At 43.6% G+C, this 23,597-nt stretch carries 26 protein-coding genes and 1 other annotated feature; of the genes, 3 read left to right on the top strand and 23 right to left on the bottom strand.

Features of this window, described 5'->3' with window-relative positions:
• The 21 genes from ACRRQV_RS01190 to ACRRQV_RS01090 all read right to left on the bottom strand — a co-directional run bounded on the left by ACRRQV_RS01190 (nt 1) and on the right by ACRRQV_RS01090 (nt 17,457).
• Nucleotides 1-516 carry a Spo0B domain-containing protein gene (locus ACRRQV_RS01190; protein ID WP_432526817.1) on the bottom strand — a complete coding sequence of 172 codons (516 nt, stop codon included), beginning with the start codon at nt 514-516 and terminating at the stop codon, nt 1-3.
• A gap of 108 nt (nt 517-624) precedes the next feature.
• Nucleotides 625-915, bottom strand: a complete 291-nt coding sequence (gene rpmA / locus ACRRQV_RS01185; protein WP_078080321.1) for a 50S ribosomal protein L27 — start codon at nt 913-915, stop codon at nt 625-627.
• A gap of 13 nt (nt 916-928) precedes the next feature.
• Complete coding sequence (locus tag ACRRQV_RS01180; RefSeq protein ID WP_432526815.1) at nt 929-1,258, bottom strand: ribosomal-processing cysteine protease Prp; 330 nt, start codon at nt 1,256-1,258, stop codon at nt 929-931.
• Between the two features lie 3 nt (nt 1,259-1,261).
• Nucleotides 1,262-1,570, bottom strand: a complete 309-nt coding sequence (rplU, locus tag ACRRQV_RS01175) for a 50S ribosomal protein L21 (RefSeq protein WP_235198996.1) — start codon at nt 1,568-1,570, stop codon at nt 1,262-1,264.
• A gap of 14 nt (nt 1,571-1,584) precedes the next feature.
• Nucleotides 1,585-1,664 (bottom strand) — a sequence feature (ribosomal protein L21 leader region).
• Between the two features lie 224 nt (nt 1,665-1,888).
• Nucleotides 1,889-2,689, bottom strand: a complete 801-nt coding sequence (minD, locus tag ACRRQV_RS01170) for a septum site-determining protein MinD (RefSeq protein ID WP_432526812.1) — start codon at nt 2,687-2,689, stop codon at nt 1,889-1,891.
• Nucleotide 2,690: 1 nt separating this feature from the next.
• Nucleotides 2,691-3,356, bottom strand: coding sequence for a septum site-determining protein MinC (gene minC, locus ACRRQV_RS01165; RefSeq protein WP_432526810.1), 666 nt, complete (start codon nt 3,354-3,356; stop codon nt 2,691-2,693).
• A gap of 22 nt (nt 3,357-3,378) precedes the next feature.
• Nucleotides 3,379-3,909 carry a rod shape-determining protein MreD gene (gene mreD / locus ACRRQV_RS01160; RefSeq protein WP_432526808.1) on the bottom strand — a complete coding sequence of 177 codons (531 nt, stop codon included), beginning with the start codon at nt 3,907-3,909 and terminating at the stop codon, nt 3,379-3,381.
• The gene (mreC, locus tag ACRRQV_RS01155; RefSeq protein ID WP_432526806.1) at nt 3,906-4,799 is read right to left on the bottom strand and encodes a rod shape-determining protein MreC; all 894 of its coding nucleotides are present in this window, start codon (nt 4,797-4,799) and stop codon (nt 3,906-3,908) included. Before mreC ends, mreD begins: the two co-directional genes overlap by 4 nt.
• A 14-nt stretch (nt 4,800-4,813) precedes the next feature.
• On the bottom strand, nt 4,814-5,842 hold the full coding sequence (locus ACRRQV_RS01150; RefSeq protein ID WP_432526804.1) for a rod shape-determining protein: 1,029 nt from the start codon (nt 5,840-5,842) through the stop codon (nt 4,814-4,816).
• 89 nt (nt 5,843-5,931) lie between these two features.
• Nucleotides 5,932-6,624: a RadC family protein gene (gene radC, locus ACRRQV_RS01145; RefSeq protein WP_432526802.1), complete on the bottom strand. Its 693-nt coding sequence runs from the start codon at nt 6,622-6,624 to the stop codon at nt 5,932-5,934.
• The gene (locus ACRRQV_RS01140) at nt 6,618-7,226 is read right to left on the bottom strand and encodes a Maf family protein (protein WP_432526800.1); all 609 of its coding nucleotides are present in this window, start codon (nt 7,224-7,226) and stop codon (nt 6,618-6,620) included. Before ACRRQV_RS01140 ends, radC begins: the two co-directional genes overlap by 7 nt.
• Before the next feature lie 282 nt (nt 7,227-7,508).
• Nucleotides 7,509-8,264, bottom strand: a complete 756-nt coding sequence (locus ACRRQV_RS01135) for a prepilin peptidase (protein WP_432526798.1) — start codon at nt 8,262-8,264, stop codon at nt 7,509-7,511.
• Between the two features lie 37 nt (nt 8,265-8,301).
• A complete protein-coding gene (locus tag ACRRQV_RS01130) occupies nt 8,302-9,375 on the bottom strand; it encodes a LysM peptidoglycan-binding domain-containing protein (protein ID WP_432526796.1) in 1,074 nt (357 codons plus the stop codon).
• On the bottom strand, nt 9,372-10,124 hold the full coding sequence (locus tag ACRRQV_RS01125) for a PilN domain-containing protein (RefSeq protein WP_432526794.1): 753 nt from the start codon (nt 10,122-10,124) through the stop codon (nt 9,372-9,374). Before ACRRQV_RS01125 ends, ACRRQV_RS01130 begins: the two co-directional genes overlap by 4 nt.
• A gap of 4 nt (nt 10,125-10,128) precedes the next feature.
• Nucleotides 10,129-11,058 (bottom strand): type IV pilus biogenesis protein PilM, encoded by a 930-nt coding sequence (gene pilM, locus ACRRQV_RS01120; protein WP_432526792.1) that lies wholly within the window; start codon nt 11,056-11,058, stop codon nt 10,129-10,131.
• Nucleotides 11,059-11,098: 40 nt separating this feature from the next.
• Nucleotides 11,099-11,554: a prepilin-type N-terminal cleavage/methylation domain-containing protein gene (locus ACRRQV_RS01115; protein WP_432526790.1), complete on the bottom strand. Its 456-nt coding sequence runs from the start codon at nt 11,552-11,554 to the stop codon at nt 11,099-11,101.
• 123 nt (nt 11,555-11,677) lie between these two features.
• Complete coding sequence (locus tag ACRRQV_RS01110; RefSeq protein ID WP_432526788.1) at nt 11,678-12,889, bottom strand: type II secretion system F family protein; 1,212 nt, start codon at nt 12,887-12,889, stop codon at nt 11,678-11,680.
• A gap of 1 nt (nt 12,890) precedes the next feature.
• Nucleotides 12,891-13,934, bottom strand: a complete 1,044-nt coding sequence (locus ACRRQV_RS01105; protein WP_432526786.1) for a type IV pilus twitching motility protein PilT — start codon at nt 13,932-13,934, stop codon at nt 12,891-12,893.
• A gap of 4 nt (nt 13,935-13,938) precedes the next feature.
• Complete coding sequence (locus ACRRQV_RS01100) at nt 13,939-15,597, bottom strand: GspE/PulE family protein (RefSeq protein ID WP_432526784.1); 1,659 nt, start codon at nt 15,595-15,597, stop codon at nt 13,939-13,941.
• 23 nt (nt 15,598-15,620) lie between these two features.
• Complete coding sequence (locus tag ACRRQV_RS01095) at nt 15,621-17,066, bottom strand: hypothetical protein (RefSeq protein ID WP_432526782.1); 1,446 nt, start codon at nt 17,064-17,066, stop codon at nt 15,621-15,623.
• The gene (locus tag ACRRQV_RS01090; protein WP_432526780.1) at nt 17,059-17,457 is read right to left on the bottom strand and encodes a hypothetical protein; all 399 of its coding nucleotides are present in this window, start codon (nt 17,455-17,457) and stop codon (nt 17,059-17,061) included. Before ACRRQV_RS01090 ends, ACRRQV_RS01095 begins: the two co-directional genes overlap by 8 nt.
• A gap of 344 nt (nt 17,458-17,801) precedes the next feature.
• On the opposite strand from ACRRQV_RS01090, the gene ACRRQV_RS01085 reads away from it, so the two are divergent.
• Genes ACRRQV_RS01085 through ACRRQV_RS01075 form a run of 3 tightly spaced genes read left to right on the top strand, consistent with a single transcriptional unit; the run spans nt 17,802 to nt 20,599 of the window.
• Nucleotides 17,802-18,242 carry a type IV pilus modification PilV family protein gene (locus ACRRQV_RS01085; protein ID WP_432526778.1) on the top strand — a complete coding sequence of 147 codons (441 nt, stop codon included), beginning with the start codon at nt 17,802-17,804 and terminating at the stop codon, nt 18,240-18,242.
• Nucleotides 18,232-18,756: a PulJ/GspJ family protein gene (locus ACRRQV_RS01080; RefSeq protein ID WP_432526776.1), complete on the top strand. Its 525-nt coding sequence runs from the start codon at nt 18,232-18,234 to the stop codon at nt 18,754-18,756. Before ACRRQV_RS01085 ends, ACRRQV_RS01080 begins: the two co-directional genes overlap by 11 nt.
• A gap of 52 nt (nt 18,757-18,808) precedes the next feature.
• Nucleotides 18,809-20,599: a hypothetical protein gene (locus tag ACRRQV_RS01075; RefSeq protein WP_432526774.1), complete on the top strand. Its 1,791-nt coding sequence runs from the start codon at nt 18,809-18,811 to the stop codon at nt 20,597-20,599.
• Between the two features lie 46 nt (nt 20,600-20,645).
• On the opposite strand, the gene ACRRQV_RS01070 is transcribed toward ACRRQV_RS01075, so the two are convergent.
• The gene (locus tag ACRRQV_RS01070) at nt 20,646-22,019 is read right to left on the bottom strand and encodes a sensor domain-containing diguanylate cyclase (protein WP_432526772.1); all 1,374 of its coding nucleotides are present in this window, start codon (nt 22,017-22,019) and stop codon (nt 20,646-20,648) included.
• Between the two features lie 368 nt (nt 22,020-22,387).
• Nucleotides 22,388-23,590: a bifunctional folylpolyglutamate synthase/dihydrofolate synthase gene (locus ACRRQV_RS01065; RefSeq protein WP_432526770.1), complete on the bottom strand. Its 1,203-nt coding sequence runs from the start codon at nt 23,588-23,590 to the stop codon at nt 22,388-22,390.
• Nucleotides 23,591-23,597 lie beyond the last annotated feature (7 nt).

Genomic DNA, 23,597 nt, shown 5'->3' with positions numbered 1-23,597 from the left:
TTATCCCTCCATCTGTGCACGGACAGAAAAAATTGTTCTGCCCGACTTACACTCTTTTCCTACATGCAGCTGTGAAAATACCGGCAATTCCATATCCGGCCACTTTCCATCCACTTCTAACTCTATCTTAAACCACGAGCTGTCAGCCGAAACCATCAATTGGCTTTGGTGCTTTTCCCACGGATCCATCTGTTTTATAAGCAATTGGACAACCGCTTCCAGCGCTTCAGCCATTTCAGCATCCCGCTGGACTGGAGCTTTTCGGGCATCGCATGCCAGTTCAAAATGCAATTCTGGGAACCGCCATTTTGAAACCAATAGCCATTCTTCCGTCTTCGGCAGTTTCAATGCCGATAAGCGGCTCAACTGCACAGCCGCTTCAGCATGCGAACGAATTATTGCTTGTGCCTGCTCAATGCGGCCAAGGTCCAAATTCATGTTGATTAATTGCAACTCATTTAAAAAATCATGGCGCGCATGCCGAAGCGATTGTGCCATTGTCAGCGTATTTTCCATACGTCACTTCCTATGCCAGCTTCTCTTCCCAGTATACCAATTTTCGGTTAAAAATTCCTAAAAGAAAAAATAAAAAGGGCTGCCAAAAGCAGCCCCCTTCGTTGTTTATTAAGCTTCTTGTGCTACTGGGTATACGCTAACTTTTTTCTTGTCGCGTCCGTAACGTTCGAAACGTACGATTCCGTCGATTTTAGCAAAAAGTGTATCGTCTCCGCCGCGTCCAACGTTTTCTCCTGGATAAATTTTAGTACCGCGTTGACGGTATAAAATTGAGCCACCAGTAACTTCTTGGCCGTCTGCACGTTTTGCGCCAAGGCGTTTAGATTCTGAGTCACGTCCGTTTCTCGTTGAACCTACACCTTTTTTGGATGCAAAAAACTGAAGATCTAATCTTAACATTCTGTTCCACCTCCTAAGCTGTGAAGGTTATTTTTATATATTTCCCATAATCTTGCTCAATCGTTTTCAATGAAACAATCATCGCGCGCACAAGCAGTTGAACTTGTTCGTCTGTTTTTTCATCCAAGCCTTTCGGAAAAGTGACTTTTAAAAAGCCGCTGTCCGCCTGCTCAATTTCGGGTTCGATTTTCGTCAGCTCCATAATGGCGTTCACCGCTCCAAAAGAGACAGCAGACGCTCCAGCACATACGAGATCTTGTCCGTGTTCAGCAAAGTCGGCATGGCCCGACATTTCAAAAGATGAAATGCGGTTTGACGATTCGATAACGTTGACTCGTATCATTTCTTACAGGTTGATTGCATCAACAGTCAATTTTGTGTATGGCTGACGATGACCTTGTTTTTTACGGTAGTTCTTTTTCGCTTTGTATTTGAAAACAGTAATCTTTTTAGCGCGGCCGTTTTTAACAACAGTTGCCGACACAGTAGCTCCTTCAACAAAAGGAACACCTACTTTAGAATCGTCTCCACCTACAAATAGAACTTTGTCAAATGTGATTACGTCACCAGCTTCTCCGTTCAATTTCTCAACGTAGATCTCTTGGCCCGCTTCAACTTTGATTTGTTTACCACCAGTTTCAATAATTGCGTACATATCCTTGCACCTCCTCTTAGACTAAGACTCGCCTATTCAGGTGATCCGCATCCGCGAACGCTTAATGACCTGATTCGAGCGGTTGTAGCACGGGTGCGCTACAAACATAACATTTGAATAATATCACGTAGACGCACGCGAGTCAACAGTTTTCTTAAGAAGCCCTGTCCCTGGCCATCATGTATGCCGCTCTACTAGCAACAGACCCCTTTTGCTTTTAGATTTCCCGAAATGTCTTGAAGAAAACCTGGTATCTTGAGTACACCGTCAATCTTTCTTCAAAGTAAAAACCTCCGTTTTTCAACGGAGGCTCTTGTTTTATTTCGAGAAAATCGCTTTTATTTTAGAAAACACGCCTTGGTTCTGTTTTTCCATGGTCATCAACGGAACCGATTCGCCAAGCAAGCGGCGCGCGATGTTGCGGTAGCCGAGTGCTGCGCGGTTAGACGGATCCATCACGACAGGCTCTCCGCGGTTTGAGCTCGAGATGACACTTTCGTCATCTGCGATGATTCCCAGCAGATCAATCGACAAATGCGTCGTGATTTCATTGACATCAAGCGCTTCGCCCGCTTTCATCAAATGCGGGCGGATGCGGTTGATGATCAGTTTTGGCGGTTCGATGTTTTCTTCAAGTTCAAGAAGCCCGATGATGCGGTCGGCATCTCGTACAGCGGAAATTTCCGGAGTGGTGACGACGATGGCACGGTCTGCACCCGCTACGGCATTTTTATAACCTTGCTCAATGCCGGCCGGGCAGTCGATGATGACAAAATCATAATCTTCTTTCAGCTCGGACACCAAGGCTTTCATTTGTTCCGGATTGATGGCATTTTTGTCGGTAGTTTGCGCAGCCGGCAATAAATACAGCATGTCTTCAAAGCGTTTGTCTTTGACAAGCGCCTGGTGGACTTTGCAGCGGCCTTCTAGGACGTCTACCAAATCGTAAATGATCCGGTTTTCGAGGCCTAGAATAACATCTAAATTCCGTAAACCTATATCTGTATCGATTAAGCATACTTTTTTTCCTTGAAGAGCCAATGCAGTGCCGAGATTGGCAGTTGTCGTCGTTTTACCGACGCCTCCCTTGCCTGATGTAATAACTATTGCTTCTCCCACATTAGCTTCCTCCTTTAAACGTTGAAATTTCTGGCCGTATATATCGCAATTCCTGCAAACGGTCAATAATGATATGGCCATTTGTATGTAAATAAGCGCATTCCATTTCCGGCTGTTCGGATAATACGGTCAACTCGTCGGTCATAGTCTCCAGCACGTCATCAATTTTGATGTGGGTCGCTTCCAGCCAGGAAGCGGCAATGACCGCTTCCCGGTTGCCATTGGCTCCGGCATGCGCTTGCCCTTTTAATCGGCCCAGCACATAAATATTGCCGCCGGCCACTACTTTGGCGTTCGGGTTCACATCCCCTACAACGACGAGATCGCCTTCTGCTTTTACCACTTGGCCAGAACGCACAATTCCGACATACGTCTCGGATTGGCGCTCCTGGATGCGGCGGTTGCATTCTTCAATGGTGATCACGTCGCTTCTCATCATCGATACGCGCAAATGAGAGTTGCTTTGAATGACCGAGACGAGTTCTTTAAACTGGGCTTCGGTGCAATACCTGTAGCCCAGATTGACTTGTACTTCCGCACTGCCATCAAGCGCAGGGTCTGACACCTTTGCCTGCAGCTCAGCCAACAGATCGGTGTAAGAACACTGGTCATCCAGCTGCAGAACAAGCCCTTGTTTCGTCCCTCTGATATAAACAAGATTCTTCAAAAATGTGACACCTGCGCTTTCATTAAGATAACCTTGGGTTTTTTTCCCGCTCGATTAAACGAGCATCGATAACTGTTTTAAACACCCATCCGAGCAACAGCAAAAACAACGAATTTGCAATCATCGTCGGAAGCAAACGGGTGCTCAAAAATTCATCCAACGGCATTGAGACGAGTGATATAAATCTAAAAAACTGATAAAGTACGAATTCGAACAATGCCGTCAGAACAAGCGTCAGGACCGTAGTCACCAACAAATGGCGGTGTATCGACTTTACGATATACCCTGCGATCAAACAGATGGCAGGATACAAAAAAGAATATAATCCAATAATATCAATGAAAAACACATCATACAAGAGCCCGAAAAATAATCCGTAATAGACTGCATGCTTCATGTCGTAATAAACGGCCACAAAAATCAAAAACATGATAAGGAAACGGGGAACGATGTAATAATAGCCGCCATCAAGCTGCAGCGGCGAAAACAACCCAAAAATCGGCTCCATGAAAAATAAGGCGATGCTGATCAACGGAATCAGGAGACGAATCATGATCCATCATCTCCCGCTTCTTCCGTTTTCCCATTGTCTTCCCCGTTCGCATCAGGCATCACCCGGTCAGCGATCATGACGTGGTTCAGCAATGAAAATTCAGCGGCCGGTTTGATATACGCGAGTTTCGTCAATCCAAACTCATCAATTTCGATTTCGGTAATTTCCCCAATCAGCAAACCTTTCGGGAAAATTCCTCCGAGTCCACTCGAAACGACTTGCTGGCCTTCTTTTAAATCAATGTCAGCATCGATGCGTTTCAATAGAAGTTCCCGGCGTTCCGGATCGTAGCCTTCTATCAATCCGTAAACATCTTGCTTGCCGCCGAGCACCATCGCAGAAACCCGGTAATTCGGGTTTTGCGTGGAAATCAACTCGACGGTCGACGTGAATGACGTCGTTAACGTGACTTTGCCGATCAGTCCTTGCGCAGTCATCACGGCCATGTCTTTTTTAACGCCGCTCGATGTGCCTTTATTCAATATAATTTTTTCTTCCCATTGATCGGGATTGCGGGCGATGACCGTTGCTTGGATTGGATTAAAGTCCCGAAGGTCTTCTTGTTTGCCGACAAGTTCTTTTAGCTCGCTATTTTCTGAGCGCAAATCCGTCACTTCGGCTTGCACGCCGGCAAACTCTTCCAAGCGCGCCTTTAAGTGCTGATTTTCCTCATATGTATTTAAGAGTGAATCAACGTTATCAAAAATTCCAGTTACAAAATGGGATGGGCCCGAAAAAATCGATTGCCCGACGCCCACTGCATCTTTTATGACTTGCTCCGGCAGCGACACATTGTCGCGGTCTCGAAGAGAATACGAAATCAAGGCAACGAGCAGGATGACGCCCAAAAGCAGCAAGATAAGCCGCTTGTTCGAAAAAAACGATGGCATTACGGCAATCCTCCTTATTTCTGTGATTGCAGGCGACGAATTTGATCAATGTTGTCTAACGCTTTGCCAGTACCAATTGCAACACAGTCTAACGGATCATCCGCGATGATAACAGGCATCATCGTTTCTTGAGCGATCACTTTGTCCAAGTTTTTCAGCAGCGCTCCGCCTCCGGTAAGGACGATGCCGCGTTCCATGACATCTGCCGACAATTCCGGCGGTGTCGTTTCAAGCGTCTTTTTCACGCCTTCAACAATCGCAGCTACTGCTTCTTTCAACGCATCTGCAATTTCTTCAGATGAAATTTCAATGGTTTTCGGCAGCCCCGTCAACAAATCGCGGCCGCGAATGTCCATTTTCATGTTTTTCTCAGCGTCCGTTGAAACTTTAGCTGAACCGATTTCAATTTTAATCGCTTCGGCTGTGCGCTCGCCAATCGTTAAGTTATACGTTTTGCGAATGTATTGGCTAATGGCAACATCCATCGCATCGCCTGCCACTCGGATTGATTCGCTAGTTACGATTCCTCCAAGTGAAATGACTGCTACTTCTGTAGTTCCGCCACCAATATCGACGACCATGCTGCCCATAGGTTCCCAAACAGGCAAATTAGCGCCGATTGCCGCCGCAAACGGTTCTTCAATGGTGAATGCTTCGCGTGCGCCGGCTTGGCGTGACGCATCAATAATAGCACGCTGTTCGACAGAAGTAATGCCAAAAGGAACACAAACCATAACACTTGGTTTTTTCCAAGCGCCGCCTGCTGCTTTCATTGCTTCTTTCAAATAGTATTGGATCATTGCAGTGGTCGTATCGTAATCTGCGATAACGCCATCTCTCATCGGACGGATCGCCACGATCGATCCTGGAGTACGGCCGATCATATTGCGCGCATCGTTTCCGACAGCTACAATTTCACCCGTATGTGTGTTTTTTGCTACAACGGACGGTTCGCGAAGAACGATCCCCTTATTTTTAATAAAAACCAGTGTATTTGCAGTACCTAAGTCAATTCCTACATCTTTTGATCCAATTCCAAACACGTGAATTCTTCCCTTCTGTATATGCCTATAAGCCATAGAGTTTGCACAATACTTTTTATTATAGACGATACGAAGAGAAATAAACAGTACTACATATATCCCTTTTCTTTCAAAGATGTGAACTGATGGTCCCCTATGATCACATGGTCCAAAAGTTCAATGCCTATGATGCTTCCTGCTTCCATTAAACGCTTGGTCACGTCAATGTCTTCTGGAGATGGGGCCGGGTTCCCAGACGGATGGTTGTGCGCGCAGACAATCGAAGCGGCCGACCTCCTGACGGCTTCCCTGAAAATTTCCCGTGGATGAACGATTGAGGCATTTAAACTGCCGACAAAAATCGTCTGCCGGTGCATCACTTGATTTTTAATATTTAAAAACAACACGACGAAATGTTCCTGTTTGAGTGAAGTCATGTCCGCCATCAAATAAGAGGCGGCATCTTTTGGAGAACGGATTGTGAACTTGACATCGGTTTGCTTCGAGGATAAGCGCCGCCCAAGTTCTACGGCGGCCAAGAGTTGGACCGCCTTAGCTTGGCCGATGCCTTTGATGGCTGTCATTTCTTCAATGGTCGCGTCTTTCAGCTGCTGAATTTGCTCGAAATGCGTCAGTAAGCGATTGGCTAACAGCAGCACGGACTCTTGCTTCGTGCCCGTACGCAATAAAATCGCGAGCAGCTCTTGGTTTGAAAGGCTAGTAGCTCCTTGGTTGACTAGCCGTTCACGCGGCCGGTCGGCAACATGGACATCCCGGATCATCAGTGTCTGCTCCGTCAGCATTGGACTTGGCTCTTTTCCAGTGAAATATAGCCTGCTTGCGCTAGTTTTTGCGCAAGGCTTGCAATCGGCAAGCCGACGACTGTGTTGTAATCTCCATTTATTTTTTCTACGAATAACTTGGAAGCCGTTTGGATGCCGTATGCGCCTGCTTTATCGTACGGATCGCTTGTATCGGTGTAGGCTTCAATCCACTCTTCCGAAAGCTCAAAAAATGTCACTTTGGCAAGTTCATAGAACGACATTTCTTCTTTGCCATACAGCACTGTAATCGCCGTAATCACGTCATGGCTTCTCCCTGACAACTTGTGTAAAAATTGCATGGCTTGCGCTTTGTCTTTCGGCTTCAGCAAAATTTCGCCATCCAATACAACGATCGTATCCGATCCAATGACCACAGCACTGCGATGCTTTTTCGCCACTTCTTTCGCTTTTTGCGCCGCGCATTCGATTACGTAGCCCATCGCCGTTTTAAAGCCCGCTGGGTCCGGTTCGTCCTTTGTGCTTGGCACCGTTTGAAACGCAAGGCCGAGCGTCTGTAAGAGCTCTTTACGGCGTGGTGATTGAGATGCGAGAACAATTTCGTGGTTAGCGGTAAATTTCATTATGTATTCCTCCTTTTTATTGCATCATACCCAATTCGCTGCAGATTGAAAATTGTCTCTGAAACGCGAAAAATGATTTTTGGCGGATTATCTCCGGACCAAAAATCATTTTTGATGTGGCAATTTTTATAGAAAGCGATGGCGGCGGCTTTTAAAAAAATATTTAAACTTATGGATCAGATGCCTGTAGAAGCAAACGGCAAAGAATTTATTTAGGCATAGGAAAGCAGAGCTGCCTGTTGAAAATTCAGCAACTCAAATAAACAGGAAAAAACCAATAGTTCATCCCAAAATATTAAAATACCAATCCAATACAGCATTTCCGTAAAAATAGACGATCAACGAACCGAGCGCAATCGACGGCCCGAACGGCACAGGCGTCTTTCGCCCTTGTTTCTTGATGCGCATTTGGACAATTCCAGCAATCGCGCCGATAAGCGAAGCAAAAAACAACGTCAGGAGCGAGCCGCTCGCACCGAGTACGAGGCCGATGGCAAAGAACAATTTGATGTCGCCGCCGCCCATGCCGCCTTTTGAAATAATCGCGATTAAAAACAACAGCGAGAAACCAACGACCGCACCAAGCAAACTATTCCACCACGGATCGAGCGGAATAAAAAAACGCAGCACTAATAACACTGCAGCAAACGGCAGCAGCACTTTATCCGGTATCAGCATGTACGCAATGTCCGAAACGGTGATGATGACGAGCAGTGAGACAAAAAGAATCGCGATGATCAATTCCGGCGTAAACCCGAAATGCAAAAACGACAGCGCAAACAAACTCCCCGTGATAAATTCCATCAACGGATAGACCCAGTGAATTTTCGAACCGCAAGTGCGGCATTTACCTCTTAAAAATAAAAACGACAAAACTGGCACCAAATCAAGCGCCGTCAACTGGCGGTTGCAATTTGTGCAATGGGACGGAGGATAAGCGATCGACTCTTTTTTAGGTACACGGAGGCCTACCACATTAAAGAATGAACCGAAAACAAGCCCGAATATAAAAAAGAAAACAGCGTATGTAATAGTCATAGTGACCCCTTTATATAGTAATACAAACCAAAGAATATTAAGAAAGCGCAGGAATAATCAAATCAGTGCCCGCTAAAATTAGCGAGCTGTCCTCCAGGTTGTTCGCTTCTTGGAGAAGCGCCACATACCCGTCATTGCCAAAATACTCAACCGAAATAGCAGAAAGCGTGTCGCCTGCTGCTATTTGATGAATTTTTTCAGTAGAAACGCCCGCAACTTGCGCTTCGGTTTCCTGTTCGACCGAAGAAACTTCATCTTGAGTGGCTTTATCTTCTTCTGTTTCCACTTCTGTTTCAGGAGCCACTGGTGCCGTAGTTGCCCCTTCTGCAGGTGTTGCTGTAGTTGTTCCTGCTTCCGGCGTTGCCGTAGTAGTGGTTGTTTCTGATGAAGGTGTTACGGTTGTTGTTTCCACTTCTTCTTCCTCATCTTCACCAGAAACCACAAGATCCGTGCCATCGTTTTGCGGCAGCGGGTTCTGCTTTTTCGCAGGCGACGGAGAATCGACTTTTGGCAAAGTATCTTGCAATTGAATCAGGTCAGGGCGGAAAAAGGCGGAAAATTGGACCGAAACGGTCAATGGTTCATTTTCTTGAACTTCTTCCGTCACTTCCGGATTTGCTGCAAAATCGATCGAATCGACGATCATGATGCGTTTCATCGCTTCGATTTCTTTAATAAAGGCAGTGATGCCTTTGTAATCTTTCGCATTGAATTCAACAGTCGTCAACACTTCCTGCAGGTTTTCCAAGCCTTCAACCGGCTGCAAAAGCTGCATCGGGCCTTCCGCAAAATTAATCGCAGTCACAAGCGTTCCCGAAATCAACTCCGCTTGCTCGATTTGAAGCAAGATTAAATCGGTCAACGGCTCAACGGAAACTTTTTGCTGCAGCGTGCTCGTGCTGATTTTTTCAGTTGGCGGCGTTGATTTTTGCTGGGCTTGAAGTGCAATCAACACTTCTTTTTCAGAACTTAAAAGCTGCTCAGATTGAACGCGCGCATCCCGTGCTGGTGCATAAAGCGAGAAATACGAATAAGCCGCACTTCCCAACAGTAAAAGAACCGTCAGTACCACTAAGCCAATTTCTTTTTGGCGTTTTGTTAAATTGCTCATTGCGCGGCACCTTCCGTTTCTGTTGGAGCAGCAGCGTCAACTGCTGGCGGCTCTTCTGCTGGTGTTTCTGTTGCTGGAGCTTCTGTTGGTGCATCAGCCGCAGGCACTTCTGTAGTTGGCGTTTCCACAACTTCACCTTCTGCTGTACCTTCTGCAGGGATGCGGTTATCCACATATACCAAGCTATACGTCGCTAAATAACGCGGATTTTCGATGATTTTTTCTTCATCAGTATCCAAATCTTCATCCGTTTCATCTTCAGCTAAAGTTAATTCTTCATTTGTAACAGAATCTAATTTTACAGATGCCAATAATTCCGAAGCTTTTAATTGCGTTAAGTAATAAGCTGCTTCCCGAGCTGTATCGAATTGGATCGTCAAAACGCCTTCATTTGGTTTCGTAAATGAGAACGAATCGAAAAATCCGCGTTCCGGAAGCCGTGAAACCAAATCTTTCAATAAAGGAATGGTATCAAATTGATAGCCTTCCGCCCAATCAACAGTCGCTTTCAATTGCTGTTCCTCGTTCATGCCGACAGACGCTTCCAATTGTTCGCGTATTGCGGCTTGTTCTACTGCCACTTGAGAAGCTTCCGCATTGATTTTCGTTTGTTCGTTAGTTTGAGATTGTGACATAAAGAAAAAGATAGCCCATATGAGAATAGCAACCACTAAAATTCCAAGCGCCGCAAAAAGCATAACAGGACGGTCCCGTTCTTTCTGCGGCAATAAGTTAATATCTACTAACATTGGGTTACACCTCTTTCAGGGCTAAACCGATGGCACGGTTGAAACGCGCGGGCACGTTTGCCGATTGTTCGGAAGGAATGGGTTTTAAAGCGATAGGCAAAACTGGGACAGAAAAACGGGACTCCATGCGAGCTTGAAACACTTTCCACTCGTCAAACGTGCCGTTAACAACAACTTGGGTAATGCCAAAATCGCCGGCATTCATATTATAGCGGTAGAAGTTCCCCAGCTTTTCAGCTTCGGTTTCAATCATTTCCATAATCTCTTCTGGATCGGAAGCAATATCCAATCCTAAATCAAGATCAACTGAACGCATAAATAACGGATGGTGTTCATGGAAAATGGATACCGTCATTTTTTTCGCCTGCAAATCAAGCATCATAATATGTTCGTCTTCTGAAAAATTATGCTGCGCGTAAGCCAGGCGATACAAAGCAAGCGGGGTAATATCAGCAACAGCCGCTTTTAGTTTGGCGTGGTCAAACAATCGTTCGTACGACTGGATTACCGATTCTTTTGAAGCGATGATGATCGCTTCCGTATCAGCGTTGTATGGTACAACATCGAAAACCGGGTCTTCGAATGGCAAATAAAGCGTCGAGCCGATTTCAATGAAGAAATGGCCTTTCAGTTCATCGGCTTTTACATCTTGAGGGAATGGTACTTTGCGGATGATAACGAATTCGTCAGGGGCGAGGAATCGGACTGACTTCTTAGAGAGACCCCACTGATTGACAGCCTCATCGAGTATCGATTCAAGCGCTTCCGCCTTGACAATTTCGCCATCTACAATGATGCCTGACGGAAGAGCAATCTCTTCCGCACGGCTTAATTGAAGCGGTTCTGTAGTTTTTAGCTCTACATACCGGATAGCATCTTCTTCTATTGTAATTGTCACGACACGCGCTTTTTTCGACAAAAACGACAAGGCCATTTTTTCAGCTCCTATAAAAATTATTAAAATCCTTTAAACTTTATGAACCGATAACTTTGGTGGTTACGACTGCACTACCTTTAGTTGGATCGTTATTAATTAATTCAACTGTAGCATTCTTAAACTCAATTGTTTTTTCGCCAGAAAATTTAAAAGGGCCAGCTGTTAAAGTTAATGCTCCAGTAGATCCGGCGGTTGCAGGTTTAGCGACAGTCCCAGAAGCAATTTTTCCTGTTGTTTCTAAAAAGCCAGCTGTTTTCAAGTCGGCAACTGTAACTGTAGCTTTATCAGCATTTTCTGTGTAATACATTTGTGCAGCAGCGATTACATTCAATCCATCTGACTTAACTGCACTATAACGGCTATTTTCAATAATATTCCCAATCGCTGGAATTGCAATTGCAGCAATGATCGCTAAAATTACGATTACTGCTAAAAGCTCGATCAACGTCATCCCTTTTTGTTCTTTTAATTTTTTCTGCATAAACTTCTTCATCTTTATTCCTCCTGTATTTTCCATAAATTTAGAACTTCTTTAGTACAGCTTAATTATATCAATAGTCTTAGATTAATCAATAGAAGAATCTTTGATTTTTAATATTTATTTTTATTGTTTTAGTTATAAATTATCTACATTGTTGAACATTTCGAACATAGGAAGCATTATCGATAAGACAATAGTCCCAACCAAAGCAGCTAACACAACAATCATCAGTGGTTCTATCAACGCTTTCATTCGATCTGTTTCCGCTTCCACTTCTTGCTCATAAAACTCCGCAACTTTAAGCAGCATATGATCCAAAGATCCAGTTTGTTCTCCAATCGAAATCATATGTGGTATGAGCGGTGGAAATGCCCAATGATTTTTCATTGGTTCTGTTAAAGAGCCGCCTCGTTCCAAAGAATCTCTGGAAGCAAGGATGACTTTGGACATGACGGCATTGTCTACTACTTTTTCCACCATAGTCATTGCCTGCAAGATTGGGACAGAACTTGAAAACAATGAACTTAACGTTCTAGTAAGTCTTGCCAACGCTGATTTTTTAATGATTTTTCCGAAGATTGGCATACGCAAAAGCAACGTATCCAATATCATCCTGCCTTTTTCATTCCGCTTCATTACCCAGATTACACCCATAATCAGGAGAACTGATAAAACAATTAAATACCAATAGTCCAAAGTTAAATCACTTCCCATCATGACCAACTGCGTAAGTAATGGAAGTTCTCCACCAAAGCCTTCAAACATTTCAACAAACATCGGGACAATCGTTGCTAAAAGAAAAATAACAACGCCGATTGCTAATACCCCAACAACTACTGGATATGAAAGTGCTGAAACTACTTTTTGCCTCGTTTGATATGCTTTATCGTAATGCGTTGCTAGCCGGTCCAAGGACTCATCAATATTCCCGGACATTTCTCCAGCCTTGATCAAGTTGATCGTCAACGGTTCAAAAATCTTCGGATATTTTGCCAATGAATTGGAAAGCGAATTCCCTTTTCTTAATTCATCCTCAACTGTCGCCAATGCTTTGCTTAACGCCTTAGACTCAACTTGCTGCGAAAGAATGCGTACGGTATCGACAATTGTCACCCCTGCCCGCATCAATGTCGAAAATTGGCGCAAGAACATGATGAAATGATCGCGTTTTACCGGATTCCCGATGTTGATGTCTTTTTGGAGCGTTGTTGTTTCAATTTCTTTTATATCAATGACTTTAATGCCTTCATCGCGCAGCTTAATAATGGCTTCACGCCTATTGCCTGCGGTCATGACGCCCGTTCTTATACTTTTCGTATCGCGCCCTTCGTATTTAAAACGGCCCAAATTATCCTTCCCCTTTCAAATAAGGGTGAGCTGTTTGGCGTGTGATTTTCCCGCTGGTCAAAAGTTCCTGGACCGACGTCGACATCATATGCATCCCTTGCGCACGGTTTGTCAATATCACGTTTGGAATTTGGTGCACTTTTTCGGTGCGGATTAAATTGGCAATGGCGGTGTTGTTAATCATGATTTCCGTCGCAGCTACACGGCCTTTGCCGTCAGATGTCGGCAATAAGCGCTGAGATACTACCGCTTTTAATACACCGCCAAGCTGTGTGCGGACTTGAGCTTGTTGGCCAGCAGGAAACACATCAATGATCCGTTCTATCGTAGAAGCGGCACTGGATGTATGGAGCGTTGCCATAACCAAGTGGCCCGTTTCAGCTGCAGTAATAGCGGTTGTGATCGTTTCCAAGTCCCGCATTTCCCCAACTAATATGACATCGGGATCTTGCCGCAACGCCGCACGCAATCCATTTGCAAAGGAATTGGTGTCAAATCCGATTTCACGTTGGTTGATAATTGAATTTCCGTGCTTATGCAGATATTCAATCGGATCTTCTAACGTGATGATATGTCGAGACATTTCTTCATTAATATGACGGATCATGGCCGCAAGCGTCGTCGATTTCCCGGAACCTGTCGGGCCAGTAACCAAAATCAACCCTTGATGCGTTTCAGCCAGTTCTTTTAAAATAGCAGGCATTTTTAACTGGTTAATAGTAGGAACGCCAGCAGAAATGGTCCGGAAGGCATGCGATACCGAACCGCGCTGCTGAAACGAGTTGACCCGGAAACGAGCGACTCCTGGGAGCGAATAGGAGTAATCCATCTCGCCTTTTAAAACAAAGGCTTCCCAGGCTTTTTCAGGAATCAGCGCTTTGCTGATTTCTTTCGTTTGGTCCGGAGTGACGATTTGGTCTCCATAGCGGCGCAATTCGCCATTCATTCGGAAAACTGGAGGAATTCCGGCAGTTAAATGAATATCCGAAACGCCTAATTTATTGGCTGCTGTTAAAACTTCATCGATAAAAGTTGTCGATATCATAGGTTTAATCTGTCATGGCAACGCGCAACACTTCTTCGGTCGTTGTCATGCCCTCCTTCACTTTTAATAGCCCATCGTCAATGAGGAAAATCGTCTTGTTTTGAACAGCAATTTCGCGAATTTCAGCTGCTGTGCCGTTTCGGTTAATGATGTCTTTGATCGCTTCATCCACAACCAGCACTTCGTGGATTGCCATACGGCCCCGGTAGCCCGTCATATTGCATTGCGAGCAGCCTTTTCCGCGAGAAATTTTCTCTATCGTTAAACCGCGTTTTGCGAAAATTTCTTGTTCGCGCTGAGTCGGTTCTTGGATTTCCCGGCAATCCCGGCACACTTTACGGATTAATCGCTGCGCGACTACGGCATTTAAAGACGCTGTGACTAAGAATGGTTCAATTCCCATATCCATTAATCGCGTAACAGAAGCAATCGAGTCATTCGTGTGAATAGTGCTCAAAACTAAATGTCCGGTTAAGGAAGCACGGATCGAGATATCGGCCGTTTCTTTATCCCGGATTTCCCCTACCATAACGATATCGGGATCCTGCCGAAGGATTGAACGAAGCCCTGCCGCAAACGTCAATCCGACGTTTGTATTCACTTGGATTTGGTTGATGCCTTCGAGCTGGTATTCAACCGGATCTTCAACAGTAATGATGTTGACTTCTTCATTGTTTAATTTGTTGAGAGCTGCGTATAAAGTTGACGACTTTCCGGAACCGGTCGGGCCAGAAATCAGAATAATTCCGTTCGGCTTGTCGATTTCGTTCATAAATCGTTTCATGTTCAAATCGTTAAAGCCGAGTTTTGAAATATCCGTCAAGTTTGCGCTCAAGTCCAAAATCCGCATAACGATTTTCTCGCCGTATACGGTTGGCAAGGATGAAACTCGCAAGTCAATCGCGCGCGTATCAACGTGTGTCTTGATCCGGCCATCTTGCGGAATCCGATTTTCGGTAATGTCCAAGTTTGCTAAGATTTTAATCCGCGCGGTAATCATGCCTTGCATCGCTTTTGGCAAGATTTTCTCGGTTCTCAAAGAGCCATCAATGCGGTAGCGGACAAGAACCCGGTTTTCTTGAGGGTCGAAATGGACGTCGCTTGCCTTTAAAGAAACAGCATTCGAAAGAATTTGATTGACCAAACGGACGATTGGTGCGTCCAAGTCCCCCATCTCTTCCTGCTGTTCTTGCTGCGTTTGGGGCATTTCCCCAATCAAATCGTCAAACGACTCTTCGTCGTAATATTTCGCAATTGTTTTCATGACATCTTCTTTAGAAGCGATGGCCGGCTGAATGTGGAATCCCGTCATCAGCCTAAGATCGTCGATGGTTATAAAGTCCATCGGGTTGGTCATGGCGATGAATAATTTATCGCCTTCTATTTTCAAGGGAACCAATTGATTCCGCTTCGCGATTTCTTTCGGCACCATGTTAAATAAGTTGCGGTCAAATGGATAACGGAAAAGCGAAACGTGGGGTATGCCTAACTGAACTTCCAACGTTTCAATCAATTGCTGCTCAGTGATCAGCCCTTTTTCAAGAAGGGCATCCCCTATTTTTTGTTCCGGCTTTTTGGTTTGCAACGCTTCTAACAAATCATTTTCTGTCAATAAACCATGCTCTACTAGAATATCTCCTAGCCGTTTACGTATTTTCGCCAATCTTTTTTCCTCCTCAAAACCGATCAAGGGGTAATTAAATTTCCGCCTTTATCGTACTCGGGTTCACTTGGCTCCGGTTTGTTATCTGAGTTAGGAGTAGTACCGCCTTTATCTTTATCTGCAGTTCCTGTGTCTGTTCCCGTCGGATCCGTTGCCGTGTCCGTGTCTGGTGTAGTTGTGTCTGGATTTGTTGTTCCTGGAATTACAGTATTTGGGTTGGTCGGGTCAGTTGTACCTGGAACCGCCGGAGTAGTTGAAGTTTGGCCATCTCCAGTTACTGTCCCACCTGTTGTTGTACTGCCCGGGGCAACAGGAGCTGTTTCGTCTGCCGCAGCAGTTAATGGGTAAACTTCAATTCGATGTACCGGTGGATAAAAGTCAGTGGAGACCGTTTCAACTTTCAATTCTTCCCCATCAGCAACAACCGTACGAAGCACTTTCACTCGCACTCCTTCGCTGCCTTCTTCTTGAACCGTAGTTCCACTTGATGCAAACGCACTAAATTGTTTCACTAAGCGCGGCTTCACCTTTTCTTCGCTTCCCACTTTTACGTCATATGCGTATACGAATGGAAACCCGCTAAGCGAAGCTTTCAATGAATCTCCTTGCTTATCAATATTTAATGTAAACGAACTTGAATTTGGATTGGTAAAAACCAAATCCACACCTAAAGCACGATTGATGACTGCTTCTTGCCCAAGCGGAATGGACTTTGGCGCCGATGTTCCAATACTGCGTTCGTCAATTGAGAAATTCGTTTGCAGAACCGAGGAATAGATCGTTGAAGCGATTTCGGTCAGTTCCTGATCGGTAATTTCTCCAAGATTCATCTCCGCAATAAAATCCAAAAATGAGAATTTAGATTCCGGAGCAATTTGCAATTCGTTTAAAGCATCAAGCAAATCATTTACTCCGGCACTTTTTAATTGATAGTCAATCGATGTTTCCGAAACTACCTCCCGATTGACCGACAGCGAATCGTCACTGATAGTTACGTGGGTTTTTTCCAGATTTGATTGAAGCGCTTGTTCCAGTTTCGTTGTCACAGAGTCAACTTCTGCAGCCGAGAATTCCGTTACAGGGAATTGTTCTATTAAAAACGCTTCGGTTGTTTCATTCGACAATTGGTAGATCAAATTGTTTTGCGAACCCGATACGGCTTGTGCTGCCGTATCTTCCGTTAAAATTTCTGCATTATCTAAAGGATAGCTCGCTGTAGCATCTTGGTAAGTTACCAGCAATTCGGCCGTTTGCTTCCATGCTTCTGCATTTCCGGAAAACTGAGCCATCGCACTGGCCACTTCCATATTGGAAACGTCTGTCGTGCCGATATATGTATGCTCGCCGAAGGTTTCAGTCGGAAATAGCCATTTATCAACTGCAGCTGCTCCGGCGTTTGCGACTCCAAAAAACAAGAGTGCTGAAGACATTATTGCCAAAAAAATCAGTCCAAAAACTTTATTATCCAACTTCTTGTTCCTCCTTGACCACAGTGATTGTTTGCATGCCTGTCGTTTTAATCATTGGCTTTTCTTCCACAAGTTCAGCAGCCGCTTCGGGTTGGCTAGGATTCCTCACTTGCTTGCGTGCTCTTTTCTCTTCAAGCAAACGCTGATTTTCCAGCTCTTCTTTTTCCAAAACCTTCATATATACAAGTGCACCTAAAAGCGACACGGCGACGATTGCCAAGAGCGATAAATACAGCGGAAAAGAAAATTGCATAAAAACAGCAATTACTGCTGCGGCAGCCCCGCTTCCCAGGACAATCGTTTTTCTTTTTTGTGGAATGGCTTTTAAAACTAACATTGCTACTGCAAATACGACTGCCACGGCAATGATTAAAATTAGGATTCGGATCATTTGTTTAGCCTCCTGTTTTCTATAGATAGTTTTCTAGACAATTACTTTATTTTCTTAAAATCTCAAGTTCCCTGTATTTCCTTAAAAAATGTTAAATAAAGGATTCATATTAGTAGTTCCCAACTAATCTTTTATAGTTATAATACAAGATAAATGGTATAAATAATAGCAGGTTTGAAAAAATATTAATTAATCCTTATTTACTAGGTCCATTTGAGTTAATATTAAGGATAATATAGTCATCATACTAGGAAAATGGTATAAATAACAGTAAGTTTTAATAATTAAAGTTTTAAACCATTACTTTATACATATTCCTAATTAAAAGATATAAGAGGTGTCATATGAAGAATGAGCAAGGATTTACGTTAGTTGAGGTGTTGGCTTCTCTTGTAATTATTTCAATTTTGCTGATGAGTTTTATGGCGGTATTTGCGAATACGAACAAGGCGGCCGTACATAATAGTGAGAAATTAGTAGTTATTAATTTGGCAGATGCTTATTTAGAGAGAATTCAAGCCTCGCCGAGTGAATTTTTAGGGGCTCTTCCACCTACTCTTACAACATCCGCATGCCAACCATTAGAATCAGGAAAAAAGTGCAAGGTTATTCCAGTAACTCCTGCACCCACTCCAATCAATGGCAAATCATACAATGTCATAGTGAAAGTAAAACAAAGTGATCCGGATAAAACTTTGTCTTTATTAGAAGTGGTGGTAACAGTTGAAGCAGTAAAATCAAAAGTTTCAAGTTCCGTGGAAGGATATGTTTCATATGGCAAATAAAATGAAAGAGGAAAAAGGTATTACGCTAGTTGAATTATTAGCTACTATAGTAATTTTCAGCATCATAGCTGCGCTTGCTTATTCTGTTCTGTTTCAAGGCTATTCGAATTATCAAAGAACCAAAGTTGAAACTGAATTAAGGGATGAGGCTGACCTTATTATGGCAAGTTTGATTTCGGAATTGTTTATAGCTAAAAAATCCGAGGCTGTATTTTCACAATCCTGTAAAAACGGAGTAGTTGAGTCTTATATCAGTAAGAAGAATATTCCGTTATCTCAAACTGGTTTTATTAACAAACAAGTTCAAATCAAAGGAAATGCTATTCAACTGACGAACAATAGCATTTCCCTAGTGACGAATAGCTGCACCGGCAGCGCTTCTGAGACATTAAAGCCAAATATTTCATCTACTGATGGGGTTCATTACAATATAAATTTCTCACTTAAGACCCTTAAAGGGAAACAAAATCACAGTCTCGAATTCAATAATACAATTTCAATCATTAATGACTAATTAGTTCTTTTTTCTTTAAAGTAAATTTAACTATAAAAATGGAGGAAGACTAATGAAGTATATAAAAAACGAAAAAGGATATGCTCTTTTATTAACGCTAGTATTGTTGATCCTATTTAGCATTTTAGGTACCAGCCTTATTGTGATGTCCAGTAATGGGACTGCAAAAAACGAAGTCCGGCAAGATATCACCCAGTCATCCGATTTGTCCCAAAAAGGAATCGATTTAGTCACTACCCAAGTCAATAGTGAACTTACTGCTTTTCTTGGTGCAAACGGAAAACCGCGGACCGAATTTATTTTCCAGCTTGAACGAATATTGGATAGCTATCGTTGTATCGGAGGAACCGCTACATTGCCTGTCAATAACGAAACTGGTACTTATAAGGCTTGTATAGAATCTTATGTAAATACGATCGATAAAGATAATAATCCAAATCCCTTAAAAAAACTTGTTACATTTAAAAGTGTAGGAAAAGCAGGCAATTCGAACAAAACCTTAACAAGCAAGATTGAGATTGGTGCCGCTACAGCTCCAGAGGCATTGCGGTATGCAATCGGAACGAATATGGACACTACAGATGGCACTTCACCCGGAGAGGGCAATCTTCTTATGCACGGAGGCGTTGACATAAAGGGCGACATTAAAGTAGATGGAGATATTGTGACAAGCACGAATGGCTATGCCTATCTTGGAGGAGATAAATGGATTCCCAGCGTTGCACCTTCCGCTATTCCATTGGACGGCACCCCTTCCGCCCGGCTTTTTTTAGGAAAAAAAGCATATGCGATGAATAATAGCATCACTTATTCATCTCACATAACCCGTTCAAATTTTACGGGCAATAGTAATTATGGGGAAAAAAGTAAAATTGAAGATTTGTTTAGGACGGGTTTCGCTCCTACATTGGTCTCGAGAGAACCAGTTCAAAATCCGATTGCTATAAATGCACAAAAAAGCAGTTTTGAATATTACAGCAATGCTGCAGGCGTCAGTTTAGTAAATGCTGGATCTAACTTAACAATCAGTGGACAAAACCTTCCAACTTCTAAAGTATATTTTCATCATGATTACATCAATAGGGTATGCAGCTGGTGGAGTTGCACAGATCAGCGTGTAAATGGAGAAAGCGAAACTTACACGTTAAGTGGTATCAATTCATTTAAACAAGCTTCCACTAAAGGCAGTGTTAACTTAATCAATACCAATACTACATTCAAAACAGGCATGTACGTTAACGGGAACCTTGATATTGGGAATGGCAGCACTTCTTATGACGTTACAAAATATTCCGATGTGACGTTGGATGGTCCAATTTATGTAAATGGAAATTTGACTATCCAGGGCGCAGACTTAAAAAGCAATGCACTGATTTATGTGAATGGAACCGTCAATATTCTCCACTCAAGAATTAACGGCAAATCGCTTGCAAGTTCTAAAACCGGGTCTTTGATTATTTTCTCTAAAGGCAATATAAAAATTTCAAATAACTCGGTCAACTATGACGACCCAAGTTATATTAAAGGATTCTTTTATTCCGAACAAGATTTTGAAATGTTCGGCGTTGGATCGAATATGAAAATTGAAGGTGGAATTTCAGCGAGACGAATTGTATTAAATGCGATTCGGGGCCGTGCGAAAGACTATTCTTTTAGTGGAGCTACAAGAATTTCAAATACGGATTATTTTGAAGGTGTAGCCGTACAGAACAAACCAGAAACACAATCTCGGCTTCAAGTGATTTACGATTTAGACATCATCTCCACCTATTCCGATTTAAAACAGCAGGAACCAGTCATTTATGCTGTCGATACTCCTACCGAAAAAGATAGAGGCTATTAAAAAAGAGTGTATAGCGGAGGCGATTGCCTCTACTATACACTCTTTTTTATTTCGCATAAGCCGCAACCTTATTCCTGCCCGCCTGCTTCGCTCCGATATACAGCGCCCGGTCCGCATTGCGGATTAACGCCATGCCGTCGTCGCTGTCGTCTGGCGCGGTGGAGACGCCGATGCTTAAGGTGATGTTGATGTTCAATGTTTCGCGTGCGTCATCCAAGTCGTTTTGGATTTGGAAGTCGTGTTTTTCGATGCGTTTTCGCAGCGTTTCGGCGAATAGCAGCGCCAAATCTTTTCCGTAGTTCGGCATGAGGACGACGAACTCTTCGCCGCCGTAGCGGGCAACCGTGCCTTCTTCTCCGACTTCTTCTTCAATGAGCCTGGCGAGCTGGATCAAGATGTCATTGCCGCTTTGATGGCCGTATTGGTCGTTGATGCCTTTAAAGCGGTCGATGTCCATCATGACGAGCGACAAGGTTTCCAGTTCCCCTGCATTCACTTTGATCATGCATTTTGCAAGTGCGTTGTCCAAATAGCGGTAGTTGTAGAGCTTGGTTAAGCCGCAGCGTTCGCTGATTTCAATCGCCCGCTGAACGTAGCCCGCTTTTTCAAGCGATACCGCAAAATATGTACTCAAAATATCGAGAATCTGCAGCTGGTGGCTGGCAAATGCGTATTTGTTGCGGGATGCCAGAATCAGCACGCCTTCTGTTTTGTTGTTACGGGCAATAGGAGCTGCCATGATGCTTTCTGAATCGATTGGAATATGTCCGGTAACAATGTCTTTCCACTGGGACTTTTTGTCGTAAATTATTGGCCTATTGTTCAAAATGACTTTGCCGCCGACTCCTGCATTATAGCTCATCGGGGGAACGGTCAGCTGTTGAAATTCTTCATTTTCATACATCCTCAGCATCTGCAGCTGATTATCTCGATAGTCGACCACATAGGCATAATCGACTTTGAACAGCGTCGCCACTTGCATGACAAATTGGTCAAGCACTTCGTCCTGCGAAAGCCTCGCCGCGAGCTGATGGCCAATCTCACCGGCTTTTTTCAAATCGTAATTAATTTTTTCCGAGCTGTTATACATTTTCATTATGGCACTCATAATAAAGAACGGGATGCCGAGCAAAATCAATGCGGAATAGCCGATATAGGATTCGGCGATGTAGATGGCGAGCGCATAAGGGAAAACAAGGAACGTAATGGAAAAATCCCATATGGCATCGATTGAAAAGAACTTGCTGTGTTCGCCGTTAAAATGGTCGTACAAGTAAAAAATAATTTGATTTGTTAATACAGAAGTAAACTGGAAAACAAATCCGAACATGAAGATATGCCAAATGTTTAACGATCCGGTTTGCCCGCCTATTGCGAAAAAGGCCAAGCCGGCCAACGTCGATGTCGTGAAAAACATCATGGAGTTAAACGGTATCCTAAATGACAGCGGTTCTGACGTTCGGCTCCGGAGTACTACTATAAGCATTGCTAATTGAGAGAATACAATTTCTACAAAAATTCCGTATTTAAAAAAGATAGCGATGGTTGCCCATTGAACTAAGTAGGTCGAAGCGCCATTGATATTCATTGGCATCAAACAACTTAAAAAGAAAAAAAGACCATATGCAAATATATTCCAAAAATCCATTTCTGGAGGCGGAAAATTCAGATAAATTAATGTTAAGCCAGGTGGAACGGTTGCCGCCCACAAAGCCCATAGAACTATTTTTCTTTTAGTAGTGATCGGCATGGCATCTTCTCCCCAAATAAAAAACCATATTTACCCTATCATAACTCCTTGCTTGCAGTCGAATAATTTTGAAAGAGTTTATAATTGGAATTGCGAATTGCTGTCAATAAATAAAGTGATCCCGTGACTATTGTCACTTCATTTTCATCTTGTACAGGTAATATATCATACAAAGTTCGAATTGTCTTTATTTTACTTTTACTTTCACTAAATAAACTTTCGGCAGGCAAGGCCCGCTCGAACGGGAAATCAACAAACGTAAAACGGCCAGAAACTTCTTCAAATCGCCGTAAAATTTGTACATAATTTTTGTCTTTCAGCACGCCCATGATGATATGTATCGACCGGTTTGGGTATTCTTCTTTGATGGCAGCTGCTAAGGCATCAATGCTCGCCTCGTTATGTGCGCCGTCAAAAATCACGTTTGGAAAAACTTCTTCAAAACGGTTTGGAATGGCTGCTTTTTCAAGCCCTTTTTCGGCTTTTTGCGCATTATACTCCAGCTGCAAAAGTTCTTGAGCCGCTTCTATCGCAAGTCCGGCGTTTTGGAGCTGGTGCTTCCCTTTCAGCTTCAAGACAGCATTAATCCGCTGGCGGGCTTCGATCACTTCCGCATGCAATTCATCGGCCGTTGCGTGAATAATGTCTCGGGCTTCTGCTGGAAGGTCTCCGATGATGACTGGCTTCCATTTTTTGATAATGCCAGCCTTGTGCCAGGTGATGTCTTCGATGGTTTCGCCTAAAAAATTTGTATGGTCATAGGAGATGGACGGGATAATGGAAATGATTGGATCAATGACATTTGTACTGTCGAATCTCCCTCCCATTCCCGCTTCGATAATGGCTACATCCGGTGCAAATTTATTGAACACTAAAAAAGCTGCTGCTGTGAGCAGTTCAAAATCAGTGAGCGGCGTTTGCAGGTTTGCTAACTGCTTCATCGCTTCATCGAGCTGTTGAGGAGTTACCGGCGTACCGTTCAGCTGGATTTGGTCGTGTATATCGAAAATAGCTGGCGAATAGAAATTGCCGACCGAAAGACCATGCTCTCGTAAAATCGACTTCAGCATGGCTGCGGTCGACCCTTTGCCGTTGGTGCCCGCCAAATGGACAAACTGGCCTTTTTTATGCGGGTCGCCGAGTTCCTCGAGTGCCGCTGTAATGGCGTCTAAACCGGGTTTGATGGATGCGTCTGTCTGGATGTTCCATTTTGCTTTATAGGAGTCTAGCCCGTTTATCATTTCAAGC

Origin of the sequence: Planococcus sp. YIM B11945, assembly GCF_050864155.1 — a bacterium.
Taxonomy (GTDB): domain Bacteria; phylum Bacillota; class Bacilli; order Bacillales_A; family Planococcaceae; genus Planococcus.
This window is presented reverse-complemented; position numbering and strand designations above follow the sequence as displayed.

Coding starts and splice junctions, on each gene's coding strand:
- ACRRQV_RS01115 (WP_432526790.1), bottom strand. CDS start 11,554: ATGAAGAAGTTTATGCAGAAAAAATTAAAAGAACAAAAAGGGATGACG.
- rpmA (WP_078080321.1), bottom strand. CDS start 915: ATGTTAAGATTAGATCTTCAGTTTTTTGCATCCAAAAAAGGTGTAGGT.
- ACRRQV_RS01070 (WP_432526772.1), bottom strand. CDS start 22,019: ATGATGTTTTTCACGACATCGACGTTGGCCGGCTTGGCCTTTTTCGCA.
- radC (WP_432526802.1), bottom strand. CDS start 6,624: ATGCTGACGGAGCAGACACTGATGATCCGGGATGTCCATGTTGCCGAC.
- ACRRQV_RS01085 (WP_432526778.1), top strand. CDS start 17,802: ATGAAGAATGAGCAAGGATTTACGTTAGTTGAGGTGTTGGCTTCTCTT.
- pilM (WP_432526792.1), bottom strand. CDS start 11,058: ATGGCCTTGTCGTTTTTGTCGAAAAAAGCGCGTGTCGTGACAATTACA.
- ACRRQV_RS01125 (WP_432526794.1), bottom strand. CDS start 10,124: ATGTTAGTAGATATTAACTTATTGCCGCAGAAAGAACGGGACCGTCCT.
- ACRRQV_RS01180 (WP_432526815.1), bottom strand. CDS start 1,258: ATGATACGAGTCAACGTTATCGAATCGTCAAACCGCATTTCATCTTTT.
- ACRRQV_RS01135 (WP_432526798.1), bottom strand. CDS start 8,264: ATGACTATTACATACGCTGTTTTCTTTTTTATATTCGGGCTTGTTTTC.
- ACRRQV_RS01190 (WP_432526817.1), bottom strand. CDS start 516: ATGGAAAATACGCTGACAATGGCACAATCGCTTCGGCATGCGCGCCAT.
- mreC (WP_432526806.1), bottom strand. CDS start 4,799: ATGCCATCGTTTTTTTCGAACAAGCGGCTTATCTTGCTGCTTTTGGGC.
- mreD (WP_432526808.1), bottom strand. CDS start 3,909: ATGATTCGTCTCCTGATTCCGTTGATCAGCATCGCCTTATTTTTCATG.
- ACRRQV_RS01105 (WP_432526786.1), bottom strand. CDS start 13,934: ATGATATCGACAACTTTTATCGATGAAGTTTTAACAGCAGCCAATAAA.
- ACRRQV_RS01140 (WP_432526800.1), bottom strand. CDS start 7,226: ATGAAATTTACCGCTAACCACGAAATTGTTCTCGCATCTCAATCACCA.
- ACRRQV_RS01075 (WP_432526774.1), top strand. CDS start 18,809: ATGAAGTATATAAAAAACGAAAAAGGATATGCTCTTTTATTAACGCTA.
- ACRRQV_RS01090 (WP_432526780.1), bottom strand. CDS start 17,457: ATGATCCGAATCCTAATTTTAATCATTGCCGTGGCAGTCGTATTTGCA.
- ACRRQV_RS01080 (WP_432526776.1), top strand. CDS start 18,232: ATGGCAAATAAAATGAAAGAGGAAAAAGGTATTACGCTAGTTGAATTA.
- ACRRQV_RS01065 (WP_432526770.1), bottom strand. CDS start 23,590: ATGATAAACGGGCTAGACTCCTATAAAGCAAAATGGAACATCCAGACA.
- ACRRQV_RS01130 (WP_432526796.1), bottom strand. CDS start 9,375: ATGAGCAATTTAACAAAACGCCAAAAAGAAATTGGCTTAGTGGTACTG.
- rplU (WP_235198996.1), bottom strand. CDS start 1,570: ATGTACGCAATTATTGAAACTGGTGGTAAACAAATCAAAGTTGAAGCG.